Source organism: Salegentibacter haimaensis (genome assembly GCF_054121495.1).
In genome coordinates this window covers 16,999-31,044 of record NZ_JBSYGH010000021.1, presented here as the reverse complement: position 1 = coordinate 31,044, position 14,046 = coordinate 16,999, and the positions used below count along the sequence as shown (strand labels likewise).

The window sequence follows — 14,046 nt, the reverse complement described above, 5'->3', positions numbered from 1 at the left end:
AATACATAGAAATATGGTATAATAGAAAACGTTTACACTCTTTTTTAGGGTATAAAACTCCTTATGAAGTAGAACAAAAATTTTATCAATTTAAAAATGTAGCATAGGTCTTAGAAAAAATGTCCGACTTTTTCTTGCAAGTCCATTCGGGTCCCGGTTTAAACCCAGATACAAATTGGTCGTCCATATTATTGCTTCCTTTTCATCTTCATTGTAAGCATCCCCTACAACTCCCCTGGTACCACTACCCGTACGCAAAACTTTACTATAAGGGTTTCTGCGGTTATCATTTACCATTCGCAGCACCTCCTGTACAAATAAACTTTTATCATCGACAGACCAGGTATTTACCTTGGCAGCCTGAAATGTGGGATGGCTGGATTGGAGATGCTTTTGTAAACTAGCCAGTGAATCCACAACAATCCTGGATGGTTTTGCCGTTGAACATTCATTTTCTTCAACTCCATCTGTATTTATAATATAATTAGCCAAAGCTATTGGAGTGGGTTTTTTGAAAATGGCATTAGCGGGGACCTCTTTCTTTAGTAGTTTACTGAGCCTGCTACTGAATTCCAGTGTACTTAATGAATCAAGCCCAAGGTTACTAAAGGAATCTTCAGATAATACGATTGAGGAATCCCCAATATTAAGAATCGATACTAATTCACTGCGAATAATTGACAAAATTGTAGCCTTATCAGTAGGGATGCTATTGTTATAAGTCTTTAAACCTCCATCACCTCTATTAAAATTAGGGGTTGAGCCATTTGTATATTTACTTTCAACACTAGCGTTGTAGTAAGTCATTAATTTTTTACAGTCAAGCTTATCATTAGGCAGAAGGGGAAGCTCATTCAATTGCTTTACCACCTGAGGCACCATATAACTTGGCAATCGTTTGGAGACAAATGATTTCACCCTTGCCTCATCAACTGTCTGTTTACGACTCACCACAAAAACAGCTAATAATTTCTGCCCAATACCTCCATCCACGGCTGCGGCTGCGGCTGTATCAATTTCCTGCATAGACTCGAGTGTAGATTCTATTTCTTCCAGTTCAATTCTAAACCCTCTGATCTTAACCTGTTGATCGACCCTCCCCAGAAATTCTATCTCGCCATTGCTTGTCCATCGGCATAAATCTCCGGTTCTGTATAATCGTGAATCCGGTATTTGGTCATTTGGTTCCTTTTCTATAAACCGCTCTTTGGTGAGGGCATCATCATTTAGATAGCCTCGAGCAAGCTTATTTCCAGCAAGATATAATTCTCCCGCTAGTCCTACAGCAACCGATTGCATCGCATCATCAAGTATATAAGCACGGGAATTGGTTACAGATTTACCTATTGTAATAAGATTAGTATCTACAGAGAGTTCAGCCATCGTAGAATATACAGTATCTTCTGTAGGGCCATATGCATTGAATACCCGAAGGCCCGGCTTTAATCTATAAACCTGTTCAACCAGTGATCGCTTTAATGCTTCCCCGCCAAAAACAAGGCATATTAACTCCTCCGGAAGTTTGTCAGTTGAAAGGATCGCCTGAACCGATGAAGCTACCATAACGCAGGTTCTTACCTGGTTCCTGGCAGGCAATGTGGTTAATTCCAGAGCATTTTCGGCTAGAATTATAGTGCCACCTAATGACAGAGTGCCAAAAATCTCCATAACCGAGGTATCAAAACATATCGAAGCTGCTGCAAGAACCCCCGATAATTCTTCCCTGGTAAAAAGCTCATGCATTGAACTACACATAGCGACTATACTTCTATGTTCAATTGCAACCCCTTTAGGATTTCCTGTCGAGCCCGATGTATAGATAACATAGGCTAAATCCCTGGGAGATGCTTTTATCGCACTATCTGTGTCACCACTCATTTCATTCAACCACATTAATTTACCTGCCCCGCCGCAGAGATTAGCAGAGATTTCATTATCTACAATTACGGCAGACGCCTTCGAGTGTTCCAATATATAATGAACCCTATCTTTTGGATATGTCGGATCTAAGGGCACATAGGTATAGCCTGCCTTCATTACCCCCAGAAGGGTAGCTACAAGTTCCCAGGAACGCTGCATACATACACCAATTAGTGCCCCTGGTTTAAAATTATGATTCTTCAATCCTCCAGAAATCTCACCAGCCCGCTGAAGAAGTGCTTGGTAATTAATCCTGGTTTGACCATCAATTATGGCGATACGCTCAGGATTTTCCTGAGCTATCTAACCAATTAAATTACATATTATTATTTCTGAATTCTGTTCAAATTTTGAACGAGGGTCATTATTTAAAAAATCCTTGGAAGCCATACTATTTTTCTTACGTATTTCAGCTACATCCTTATCCAGGAGAATTCGTCGGATTCCAGAATGAGCTTATATTATTTATATTTTTTGTGGATAGAAAAAATATTGGAATAATTTGATTTTCAAGGAGATTACAGGCAATGAATATAGTAATAGAAAATTGATTTTGGAAAATAATATACCGGATAATTCTTAAATCCAGATATAAGCTCCTCGATAAATAGGTTGATTTTATCGATTAAAGTAATCTCGTGTAGACTTATACAACAGATTAAAAACTTTAAAACTGAGTATTTATTTTCTATTTCAGTCTACTACTCAGATCCCATTCTATTCAACTTCAGACTCCCCTCTCCGCCCTCACTGAGCCATCCCTTTTTTGAAATGCAAAATACCAGGATTTAGAAGTTAGTCCAGACTGCATAAGCCAGTCGCATACTCCTTTTTATAAGTCTTCCCTAATTCTAAATCCTTGATGGTATAAGCATCAAAAAAGGTATCAGCGACGGCTCTGTAAGAAGTAAGTCCAAAAGTTCTTTGACATCATGAAATAACAACCCGAGAAAGTACACTTCCAGATAATCTCAAAAAAGGAAATCGCTCGGGATATAAAAAGTAAATCAAGCTTCTGAAAGTCAGAAGTAATTTTTAACCAGATCTTCTAAAGATCAAAATTTTTAAAGCTATGAGTACTTTAAGAAATCAAGTCCAGTTAATCGGACACATAGGAAATCAGCCCAATACTATCAGCTTTGATAGTGGGAAAAAAGTAACCCGTTTTTCAATGGCTACCAATGAGGTATATCGCAAGGAAGGCGAAAAGGTGGAACAAACCACATGGCACAACCTAACGGCCTGGGGGAAACAGGCGGAGCTTATAGAACAGTATGTTTCTAAAGGGCAGGAAATAGCTATTCAGGGAAAACTTAATTCCCGTAGCTATGAAGATAAAGACGGCAACACCCAGTACTTAACCGAGGTGATCGTAAAAGAAGTGCTTTTCTTAGGTGATAAAAAAGCATAGGAATTAAAAAAAGAGGCTCGGATTCCCCCCGGGCCTCTCTTCCTTTCTAACATAATCAAATAATTCCACAAATTATGTATACTAAAGTTAATGAAATTTTAATCCGGTATAACAACAGGGTTAAAATAAAGGAGGCCCCTAAAATTTCATCTTCAGATTCGGCGGCAGATGTTTTATTCGAATATTGGGATAAAAGTCTTATCGAACTGCAGGAATGTTTTTTGATAATGCTGCTTAATAATTCCAACAGGGTGAAAGGAATTCTTTGCCTTTCTAAAGGAGGCATCACGGGAACCCTTGTTGATATTCGAATTCTTTATGCCGTGGCCCTTAAAAGTTTGTCCACCGCTATCATTCTGGCACATAACCACCCCTCCGGAACACTTAGTCCCAGCCTTTCAGATAAAGCCCTGACCAAAAAGGTGAAAGCAGCCGGGGAACTTTTCGATATTAAACTACTGGATCATCTGATTCTGGTGCCCGATGGAAACTATTTTAGTTTTGCCGATGAAGGCCTGATATAATTTTATATATTGTAGACTCTGTTTGTTTAGTTGTAAGAGTTATCCACGCCCCGATTTTTTCGGGGTTTTTTTTGTCTTGTTTTTAAGAAGTTTACTCCTAAATCCTTATCTTTAAATCAGATAGCAAATTCTTGACTTTCCGGCTATCTGATTTGACTTTCCATTTTTTATTTCAAAATCGATACAGGCAAAAGCTGCCGGGTATCGAAGGGCTCAAAATTTTGTGCTGCGCACAAAAAGGAAGAGCAAGAGGGTAACACGCTGCGCGATGTTAAGGCTTCCTTTTTCTAAAGTTTGCTTTCAAATAGTATCGTTTACCCCCAAATTTTATGAATCTGGAAAACACAGAAAATATTTTTCACGGAAATACTTCTGTGAGCCCAGTAAAATCAGGAAAAAATTCACGGAAAAATGAAAAAGTCAACTAAAAATTATGCCTTTAAAAACCTTAGTATCAAAGAAAATACGGCAACCCGGTTTAGAAAATTTGCAAGCGCTTTAAATAAAAAGCAATCTACCTGCCTCCAGCTTATGCTGGACTTTTTTGAGCAGAACAGACTATCTCCCACCCAGGACCTGGGACCCAACATGAGTTCTCTGGAGCAAAGCCTCAAAAAAAGAATCGATGGTTTTATTGCCATTCTCAGGGATATTGAAAAGACCCAAACCAAACCTACCCAGGCGATGTTGGAAGCTCTCTTTGAAGCGACCGCCACGCCAGGATCATCAAAACCTACTATCGATATCGATAAGCTACTGGAAGCGTACGAGCTCTCTTCTCCCCCGATTGATTCCAAAAAAAGTTCTCCTATAAATACAGATTTGATAAATCTGCTAGAGAATACCGAATACATCTCTCCGGCACTGGGTCGACCTTATCTGAGATTAAATATTACCCGCAATCAATTTGAACTGCTTAAAGCCAAATATCATGTACATAAGCATTAGCCCACAAAAATTAGGTGCCAATTACAGCACCAGTGTAGCCGATTATGTAAGCTACCTGGAAAAGGAAAATGAATCGCGGGATGCGGAAGCCCAGGAGTTGTTCTTTGATGAAAATCGGGATGATATCCCATCAAATGAAGTTATTAAGGAAATTGATCAAAATACTGCGAAACTAAAAACTACAGAACCGCGATATTATGCCATTACCCTAAACCCATCGCAACGGGAACTCGCTCATATCAATAGTGATCCCGCCAAGTTAAAAGCCTATACTCGGGAGGTTCTGAAAGATTATGCGCAATGTTTTAACCGGGAAATTAACGGGAGACCTGTCTCAGCTACCGATATAAAATATTACGGCAAGCTGGAATATGAGCGCACCTATAAACCCCACGACAAAGAAATTCGAGAAAACACCCCCTACCTCAATAAATTAGCAGCCTTAAACCACCAGGAGGTAAAAATCAGAAATGCAGGTAACCCGGGAGATCTGGAACAGATAAAATCTCAGATCAAACAGCTTATAAAGGAGATTCCACACCAGTTGGATGGCAAACCCATAGTGGAAAGTACCCCAAAACCGGGTTCCCAAATGCACGTGCACCTTATTGTAAGTCGTAAGGATAAATCCAATGCTTTTAGCCTGTCTCCCGGTTCTAAATACAAGGCCTCGAAAGTAAATTTTCAGGGGAAAGAAGTTAAAAGAGGTTTCGATAGAGATCGTTTCTTCTCCCTGGCGGAAAAACGCTTCGACACCCAATTTCAATTCAAAAGAAATTTTACAGAGCATTACCACTCCCGAAAGCTTTTATTACACTCTCCAAAAACCTACTATAGTCAACTACTTAAACTGCCCACATCTGAGCGCAAACTTGCCTTCCAGCTCATCCAAAAGCTAGCTCCACCCCTGGCCGATGCTAAAGTAAAAATGGCCGTAAAACAACTTCAAAAATTTATTGGTATCGCTATGAAATCAAGCAGTATCACCTATTAAAACCATTCTCAATATGCTAGCGCTAATTCTAATCTTTTCATTCTGTTACTTATTTGGGTTCTTATCCTTTGCTTACCTCTCCCGCCTGTATCCCAATGGGGAATTACTGGGCGTTTTTATCGTCGGGGTCTTATGTTATTTCCTGTCACATATTATAGGATTTTCAGCCCTGGCATTTCTTCTGGGACCTCTACCGCTTCTTAGTCTAAACCTCATTGGGGTACTGCTTCTGGATACTTCCCCTGATTCTAATAAAAAATATCGTATCAATTTTAAATTAGCTTCCGGTAAACTCACTATAGAAAACCTGCGCCGGGGAGTCTCTATTACCGGGGCTGCCGGAAGTGGAAAAACTGAAAGCGTGGTCTATTCATTTCTCACGCATCTTAGAAAAGAAAATTTCTGCGGGGTAATTCACGATTATAAAGACTTTGAACTTACCGAACTGGCTTACCCGCTTTATAAGAATTCTGAAATCCCATTTTATATTATTTCTTTCGATCCGGTATTTCATAGGGTGAATCCTATCGCTCCTGTCTATCTCCAGGATGAGGAAGGGGTAAACGAAATCGCCAGAGTTCTGCTGGAAAATCTATTGGAACAAAAAGAAATTCAATCCGGTGGAAGCACCAAATTTTTTAATGATGCCGTAGAAGGAATTCTCTGCGGGATGATCTGGAAACTTAAATCCTTTCACCCTGAATTTTGTAGTCTCCCCCATCTTATCGCGCTCTACCAGATAATGGACAGCAAACAACTCGTTGCTTTCTTAAGCTCTGATCTTACTTCGAAGGCTATGGCTGATGCTTTTATTAGTGGGATTGATTCTGAAAGGCAAACTGCTGCAGTGAAAGCCACCCTGGCCAATGCCCTCAAAAAAATCACCACCCGGAAAATCTTCTATTGCCTTAGCGGCCAGGATGTCCCCCTGGATCTGAATAATCCAAAAAATCCCGGGGTCATAGCCATTGTCAATAATCCCAAATTCGAGACGGCCTACTCCCCCATCATCGCTACTATTCTACATAGTATTATTAAACAAATGAGTGTACGACACCGCAAAAGCTCTTTCATTCTTATGGAAGAAGCCCCCACCATTCGGCTTATCAATATGCATCGTATCCCCGCAACGCTTCGAAGTTTTGATATCACTACGCTGTATGTAATGCAAGATAGAGTGCAGAATGATCTACTCTATGGAGAAAAGGCCAGTAAAGCCATTCTTAGTAATCTCTCATATCAATTCTTTGGAAAGGTAAACGACCCGACTACCGCTTCTTACTATGAGCGCTTTTTTGAACTGGTACAAAGGGATGTGGTAAGTATCTCCAAAGGAGGCAATCTGAATTTTGATACCCGAATCACGAAAACCAAAAGAGAGGTTTCCAAATTAAGAGCCGATCTCTTCTTTAGACTAAAACCGGGAGAATTTGTGGCTTTTGCCGATGGAAAAGAAAAACGAATCCGGTTTCCCCTATTCGGTTTGAAAAAAGAACTCCCCGAAAAATTTAATCATCCAGGGAGAAATGAAATTGAGACTAACTACTTAAAAATCTTTCAGGAGGCCCAACAAATTGCTAAACGATATTGATCACCAAAGCTCCACACTAACCTGTCTGCTTCCCCTGGCCTCTGTAAGTAGTCCCTTCAATCTTTTCTTTCCGTAGAGAGTGAATCGCTTATAAGCCACTACAAAGGTTTTTTCCTCTCCGGAATTAATAATCCCGGGTAATTGGTACTCATATAAAGGCTGAAGTTTCAATTCCTGATAGGCACTTTTTCTACCGGCTTTTCCAAGCAGGCTAAATAGTTCCATCTGTGCTACCTCAAAATTTATAGCAGAGCGATTTTGAATCCGGTAGGTAATAAAGGTTTCCCGCCGGGTGTACTTCATATCCAGGATCTCAAAAACAAGCCCTTTTTGCCGGCCTACTGCCTTTCTGGCTCCGGTAGATTTCAAATACATTTTCGAAAGATTTTCATAGTAAGATTCTAAAATCACAAGGGAAGCCTGTTGTGCTCCAGGTGTAACTTCCTTTATGATTTTTTCTTCAGTCTGAACCCAGTTTACCCGATCTTCTGATTTTAAAAAATAGGTATACCCCGGAAGGGAATCTTTATACTCTAAAAGAAAAGTATACACTCCTCCATCCCGGGTTCTGATTATTAAATTCCCGGTATGCCCCGGTTTTCCCTGAAGTAATCCCAGGGTATCAGCCGCGGTTTGATTGTAACTAAATACAAAATTTTCAGATCCAGTAGTAGCCTGGAAAATAGGCTCTGGGGTAGTGATAATGACGTTTTGATAGGCATTGCAATAAATGGTGTCTATCGTTTGGGCCAGCCCGGCCTGAGAAAGACTGATTAGAATAAGTATGATTATTATTTTCATAATACTGGTTTTAATATTAATTGATATTGATGTGAAACCTTCACTTTTACACGCCTGTTACTGCGCTGAAATAATCCTCTCAATCCTCTAACCTGGGGTACTCCCGAGATGTTGATATCCTGAATTACATCGTTTAGAATCTCTGTGGTGGCTTCGGCCCTGAAATTATTTGGCACATAAACCCCGGGCTGTCCATCAGCCAGATCATATGCTTCCCATTTTTTATCATTTTGACCCGGTGAATAAACCTCCAATAGCAATCGGTTCGCCTTAAAATCGCAACGGGCATAAATGCGGGTATGCTTTGTTAAGCTGTCACGACCTATTACCCCCGGTTCCAGTAATCGGAGTACCAAACGCTCATTTTTCTGAACGACCTGATCCCCGTCTACCATAGCCAATAAGCCTTTTTCCGGGAATATTACCATTGGCTCTGCCGCACTTTTAAAAAAAAACTGCGAGTGATTGCCTCCGGGAATGATTTCAGAAGTAATATCAGTAGCTGGTTTTTGAGTCGTAGCAATAACCGGCTCTGGTGCTGAATTCTCATCTATAAGATCTCGCGAAAATTCGGGCTGCGGACCTGAGGCCAAAATGCTATCGATTAACCGGTTTTTCTCTCGCTCCTCCAGATAGGGGTCAAAACTACCCTGGCTGTCCAGGAACTTTTCATCGTAAACACTGGGAATGCTTCGCTCCCGCTCTTCCTTTACCTTATCTACTGCCTCCAACCTGCTGCGATATTCCGGGGTTTGTTCTGAAAGACTGGGAACATCAGGTTGTTGCCTGGGAGTGCTCAACTCTGATTCTTCCTGTAACATCACCCAATAAGCGATCATCGCCATAGTGATAAGGAGCATTGCTCCAATAAATACGAGCTTCTTTTTATCTATTTTCATGTTCTACCTTTTTAAGTTCTTCCTCGAAAAAATTTGTGATCACAAAACCGTGGGGGTTATGTGGAAAACTACGGGCTACCTTTTCCAGACTTCCGGTTGTATGCAGTTGGTAATAATCTATAGTACTTCCCCGCATCACCTCAAATTCCACCAGGGTTCTAAATTGATAAGGCTCCTTGCTGAGATCAGTTTGAGAAATAATTGAAGTTACCTTTTGTAGTAAACCGTATTGAAGAATCCGGTTGTAAATGCCGTTATTCTTCTTTTGTCGGTATAATTCATCTACACTTTGGTCGCCGAGCCATAAGGCCCGCTCCAGATTGTCTTTATAAGTGGCCGGACTTAAATGATAAAAATTGCGATGGAAAATATCCAGATGTGATTTTACCTCCACCTGTAAATTATCGGATAGGCTCTCCCGGCTCAAAGGAAAAATCACTCCCTGATTGTCTATGGCAAAACTGTTTTCCAGATGCTCCCGGTGGGTTTTATGTACCTGATAGGCCGATATAAGACTACTTATAAAAGCCATTAGAATTACAGCAAGTACAATGAACCGGTTAAACCGTAAAACTTTATAAATATGCTGGTATGGTGTTTTCATAATAATAGTTTAGTGTGTAAATAATCTAAAAGTGAAATTGATCGCCCGTTGATACAGCTTAAATTTCAAAAGGACTATAAAGCTTATGGTTCCCAGCTGAATGATGGGCGCAAATACTCCGGCATCTTCTCCTCCGGTGAGCCCCGGCCAAAACTCGGTTTGCAGGGCGGCATATAATTGATTGATAAAGATGTTTACCAGAAAGAAGGCCGGTACAATCATATAGACGGCAGCATATAATCTAAAAAACCGATACCCCATCTCCCGAAACTTTTCAAATACCGCCAAACTGATGATTAATGGAAACATCACCTGCATCAATCCCAACAGGAAGAAACGCTCAGCCAGAAATAATGGATAGATGAACAAATCCAACACCCATAATATCAGGCCCATCACAAAAGCGATTAGTTTTACTGAATAAAATGGGGTGACCAAATATTCATAAAGCAGGCCCAGGGCTTTGCTGCCGGCTTCCATTAGACCCATATCCCGCTCTACTTCTACCTCCTGTAACTGCAAAGGAATAAGCGCCGGAGCGGCATCCTTGTAATGGGTTTCAATGGAAACTAAAATCCCGTCGAACACCCCTAAAATCTGACTGGAAAATAGTACCAATAAGACTACTGCAAAGTTCTTCAGTAATTCCCCGGGACTAAGGCCCCAGGTATAGCCGTCTGATACCACCGCTGACTCCTGATATTTCATTAAAATATTAACCAGGAATAATAATATGGCCAGCCCCTTCATTCCGGTAATGGCATAACTGGCCAGATCGGTTTCTTTTATCGAAAGAAATATGGCGTTTACGTATTCCAGTCCCAGATCCATCCCTGCCTAGTATTGCGCTTCACGCTGGTTGATAGCCTGAGTAATTCTCCTGAAATCTATCAGATCCTGATACCTCCTGGTTTTTAAGGCCACTTCTTCGGTCATCGCCCGGGAGCGCAAACGCTGAGCTTCCATAATCTCCAGACGTTCAGCATCGGTCATTTTTAAATACCCGCTGGTAAGCAGGCCCTGCAGGAATTCTATATCATACAATGCCTGCTCAATCAATCGGTTAAAGGATTCGCTAATGCGATCTACTTCAGCATTACTGATATAGGGCGAGGCCAGGATATCCCGTAATTCATTTTGCACCTTATTATAAAGCTCCTGGTTATTGGAAATGATTTCACGGGCGGCGCGCAGCTCTGCAATTACACTGCTTACCTGTTCGATTCGCTCTTTTTGTTCGCGTAAAAAATTAACGGTTTTGAATAATTCTGAAGTTTGCTTGGCCGATTCAATCAGGGATTGACCAAGGGCCAGAAAATTCGTGTTGTCATACACAGGCATTCCCTGTGCCCTGCAGAGCTGCATTGAGAATATCAAACTCAGCAGGCTTAAAAAAATAGTTTTTTTCATCGCTTTTGTGATTTTAAAAAGGCCTCGATGGCTTTCTCCATAGAGCCCTGTTGTTCATATAAAGTATCCAGTAAGTCACTTTGTTTTCCATCGGTGAGATAGGCGGCAAATACTTCCGGCGGTACCTCCAGACGATAGACATTACTTTGTTTTCCGATCTTGAGAAAGAATTCGGTATAAGGCCTTTCAGCCCGCAGGTTATTCCTGATGGAATTAAGCTGATTGGAATCGTGAGCCGAAAGTTTTAACCGATCTATAATAGGTTGATAGCCCTTTTCATTATGCAGACTATAAATGACCTGGGTGTTCTCAAGGATGCTGGCTGAAGTGGAATTATCGGGTAGTTGATTAATCGTTTGCAAAATGATTCCAATGGCGCCATTTTGCTTGCGAATGGCCTGGTAATAGAACTCCACACTTTCCAGTACATTCTCAAATTTCAGCTGCTTGGCGAACTCATCAAAAAGTATCATTCCTTTCTCTGAACGATTACGCCAAATCGTACGCTGAATAGCTGATTTGATAAGCTTAAGCATCACTGAAAGCAATTCCTTATTATCTCTTACCTGATCCAGTTCAAAGATGATAAGGCGTTTGTCTTCCAGCCGATAAACCTGATCCTCTTTACTTTCAAATAAAAAACTGTACATCCCCTCCCCCACATATTCTGATAGGATGTGAAGGAATTCTTCTAACTGAAAATGATTTTGAGTAGAGTTGGTCTTTTGCTCGTTATTATCTAAGGTGCCTACCAAATAGTAATAGAAGGCTTCCAGAGAATAGGGCGCTGCGCAATGGCGGTAATATTCCAGGATAAGTTTTTTTAAAGCTACCTGCCTTACCTTGGTGACCTTGGCACCGGTAGCCGAGAGCTCCAACAGAAATTCTGCCAGACCTTCAACATGCTCCGGGACCAGGTCATCTTTACTGGCCAGGTAAAAGGGATTGATCCCAAGACTTTTTCCCTGCTCGTAATTTAAGATTACATGCTCATTGGGATATAACCTTGCAAACTTTGAGTAAGATCCCCCAAGATCTATAATTACCAGCCGGGTGCCCTGCTCGTAAAACTGCCTTAAAATACTATTGGCCAGAAATGATTTACCTTCCCCGGTAGGGGCAAAGATGGCAAAGTTCCTGGCTTTTATCCGCTTTTTTTGTTCATCCCAGACATCTTTTAAAACCGGAAGATTATTTAACCGATCGTTAAATAATATCCCCTGGGAATCACTGCGGTAATTGGTATTATTAATCCACAGGCAAAGCGCGTGTTTTAGATCGGTTACATACAGATCCTGATCCGGGAGGTTATCACTGAACCCAAAATAAGCACCGTAAAAACTACGCTGAAGATTATTTCCGGAGGGTTGATACACACTTATATCCAACTCTTTCAACACCGTTTTGATCTGGGCAGTAAGATGAGAAAGCGCTTTATGGGAATCGGCGTAAAACAAAATGCTGGTTTGACCCCTGATTATCCTGGAGTTTTCATCCCGGTTGATCTTGCTTAACAAAGCTTCAATCCGCTCCAGGATTATTTTATTCTGAGTCCCGAAATTGATACTTTTCTGAAGCTCCATTCTCCTGGTCTCTAATTGCTTAATCCAGCGCAATCGATCATCCAGATAGATCAATTGGTTTACTAAATGACTACAAGGCAATTCTAACCCCAATTCATCCAAAAATCCCTGGTGGAAATTCATTTGACCGGTACCTGCCTTGCTCAAAGGCTTGCTGGTTTGTAGAGGCGCACCAAAACTGGTTTCGTGATTAATGATGAGTTGCCGGCACAGCCTTCCCCCAATATTGATATGATCAGTCTGGGTGACGATGTCGGTTTCCACATCCTTACCAAAAGCATTGAAAAAACCATTGGTAAGGTCCAATATCTCCTCTTCACCTAAAGGTCTAACCCCAAAATAGCCGCAGTTTTCCAGATAGCTTACCGCTTCAAGCACCGCCTGGCTAAATACCGATATCCCATAATCTTCTTTTGGTAGTGGCCGGGGAATCTTCCGAAAGGGATTAGCGTATTTCTTGCTGAGGTCCTTACTGGCCGGCCAGCTGAAAAAAATATGGGATTGATGCGATAAATACTTTCTTCCTTGAAAATGCCGGTAAGTGGCCCTCGAGAGAAATGTATCTTTCTTTAAAAAAGTTCCTTCAAAGTTTTGTTCCAGATACATATCCTGCTTGTGCACACTTATTTTGGCCGGTAGAGACTTTAAAGCCTGGAACCAGTGATTATGCACTTTTTCATAATCGGCTTCAGAGAGTGAATAGATCTCCGGAAGTTCCAGACCAAACCCCATAATTACGTTTCCACCGGCCATATAAGTGAGACCCTCCTCGTGCAGGATTACCGGGTAATACTGATGTAAATTCATACCCATAAGCCTGGTTTTTTATTAGAAATAAGCCCTGGATATGCACCGGTTTGAAAGGGCAGCCTGATGCTTTTAAAGCGAAGCAGTGCTATATACAGCCCCGCATTCCAAATCACCAATCCAACCACTATCAATAAATAGAAAGAAAAAATGATGATAAGCAGAGATAGAATTACCGATCCCATAAGCTCGGCAAATCCGGCCACAGGGAGCCCAAAGATGAGCGCACTTCTGCGCATATCGCGATATACTTCAAACTGTTTCATTATACCACGATTCCGATGAGATAGGTGAAAATGCCCACTACTGCCCCTGCAATAAGTACAAAGACCAGCACCCGGGTTATTCCCTTTTTTAAATCTGAATTTTCTCCGAAAAAATGCCCGGCATTAAACAGAAAACCTACCAGGAAAATTACTCCTAGTATAATGGGAAAGATAGATCGAATGGTATCAGAAATATCTGCTACCGAATTCTCGATTCCGCCTATTTGTGCAAAGGCCGGAAATCCGAGTAAGAAAATTAATAAGCTACATACAAATCGTTTCATAAGC

General features: G+C 41.1%; 14 protein-coding genes. 5 read left to right on the top strand and 9 right to left on the bottom strand.

Annotation, left to right across the window (positions count from 1 at the left end; genetic code table 11):
• Positions 1 to 90 precede the first annotated feature (90 nt).
• Entirely contained in the window at positions 91 to 2,223 is a 2,133-nt protein-coding gene (locus ACW6QP_RS14625) for an amino acid adenylation domain-containing protein (RefSeq protein ID WP_457911618.1), read from the bottom strand.
• A 769-nt stretch (positions 2,224 to 2,992) separates the two neighbouring features.
• Between ACW6QP_RS14625 and ACW6QP_RS14620 the strand changes: the two genes are divergently transcribed.
• The 5 genes from ACW6QP_RS14620 (at position 2,993) to ACW6QP_RS14600 (ending at position 7,388) form a co-directional block, all read left to right on the top strand.
• Positions 2,993 to 3,331, top strand: coding sequence for a single-stranded DNA-binding protein (locus tag ACW6QP_RS14620; protein ID WP_457911617.1), 339 nt, complete (start codon positions 2,993 to 2,995; stop codon positions 3,329 to 3,331).
• A gap of 74 nt (positions 3,332 to 3,405) precedes the next feature.
• The gene (locus ACW6QP_RS14615; protein ID WP_457911616.1) at positions 3,406 to 3,855 is read left to right on the top strand and encodes a JAB domain-containing protein; all 450 of its coding nucleotides are present in this window, start codon (positions 3,406 to 3,408) and stop codon (positions 3,853 to 3,855) included.
• 411 nt (positions 3,856 to 4,266) lie between these two features.
• Positions 4,267 to 4,803, top strand: coding sequence for a BfmA/BtgA family mobilization protein (locus ACW6QP_RS14610; RefSeq protein WP_457911615.1), 537 nt, complete (start codon positions 4,267 to 4,269; stop codon positions 4,801 to 4,803).
• On the top strand, positions 4,787 to 5,797 hold the full coding sequence (gene mobB / locus ACW6QP_RS14605; protein WP_457911614.1) for a MobB family relaxase: 1,011 nt from the start codon (positions 4,787 to 4,789) through the stop codon (positions 5,795 to 5,797). The genes ACW6QP_RS14610 and mobB overlap by 17 nt, the downstream gene beginning before the upstream one ends.
• A 13-nt stretch (positions 5,798 to 5,810) precedes the next feature.
• Positions 5,811 to 7,388 (top strand): type IV secretory system conjugative DNA transfer family protein, encoded by a 1,578-nt coding sequence (locus ACW6QP_RS14600; protein WP_457911613.1) that lies wholly within the window; start codon positions 5,811 to 5,813, stop codon positions 7,386 to 7,388.
• On the opposite strand, the gene ACW6QP_RS14595 is transcribed toward ACW6QP_RS14600, so the two are convergent.
• The 8 genes from ACW6QP_RS14595 to ACW6QP_RS14560 are packed head-to-tail and all read right to left on the bottom strand — an operon-like array spanning position 7,389 to position 14,042.
• On the bottom strand, positions 7,389 to 8,189 hold the full coding sequence (locus tag ACW6QP_RS14595; RefSeq protein WP_457911612.1) for a DUF4138 domain-containing protein: 801 nt from the start codon (positions 8,187 to 8,189) through the stop codon (positions 7,389 to 7,391).
• Positions 8,186 to 9,088 carry a conjugative transposon protein TraM gene (gene traM, locus ACW6QP_RS14590; protein WP_457911611.1) on the bottom strand — a complete coding sequence of 301 codons (903 nt, stop codon included), beginning with the start codon at positions 9,086 to 9,088 and terminating at the stop codon, positions 8,186 to 8,188. Before traM ends, ACW6QP_RS14595 begins: the two co-directional genes overlap by 4 nt.
• Positions 9,075 to 9,692, bottom strand: a complete 618-nt coding sequence (locus ACW6QP_RS14585) for a conjugal transfer protein TraK (RefSeq protein ID WP_457911610.1) — start codon at positions 9,690 to 9,692, stop codon at positions 9,075 to 9,077. Before ACW6QP_RS14585 ends, traM begins: the two co-directional genes overlap by 14 nt.
• A gap of 9 nt (positions 9,693 to 9,701) precedes the next feature.
• Positions 9,702 to 10,523: a hypothetical protein gene (locus ACW6QP_RS14580; protein WP_457911609.1), complete on the bottom strand. Its 822-nt coding sequence runs from the start codon at positions 10,521 to 10,523 to the stop codon at positions 9,702 to 9,704.
• A 6-nt stretch (positions 10,524 to 10,529) separates the two neighbouring features.
• Positions 10,530 to 11,102: a conjugal transfer protein gene (locus tag ACW6QP_RS14575; protein ID WP_457911608.1), complete on the bottom strand. Its 573-nt coding sequence runs from the start codon at positions 11,100 to 11,102 to the stop codon at positions 10,530 to 10,532.
• Complete coding sequence (locus tag ACW6QP_RS14570; protein ID WP_457911607.1) at positions 11,099 to 13,498, bottom strand: TraG family conjugative transposon ATPase; 2,400 nt, start codon at positions 13,496 to 13,498, stop codon at positions 11,099 to 11,101. Before ACW6QP_RS14570 ends, ACW6QP_RS14575 begins: the two co-directional genes overlap by 4 nt.
• Positions 13,489 to 13,758, bottom strand: a complete 270-nt coding sequence (locus tag ACW6QP_RS14565; RefSeq protein ID WP_457911606.1) for a hypothetical protein — start codon at positions 13,756 to 13,758, stop codon at positions 13,489 to 13,491. Before ACW6QP_RS14565 ends, ACW6QP_RS14570 begins: the two co-directional genes overlap by 10 nt.
• Entirely contained in the window at positions 13,758 to 14,042 is a 285-nt protein-coding gene (locus ACW6QP_RS14560; RefSeq protein ID WP_457911605.1) for a hypothetical protein, read from the bottom strand. Before ACW6QP_RS14560 ends, ACW6QP_RS14565 begins: the two co-directional genes overlap by 1 nt.
• Positions 14,043 to 14,046: the final 4 nt, after the last annotated feature.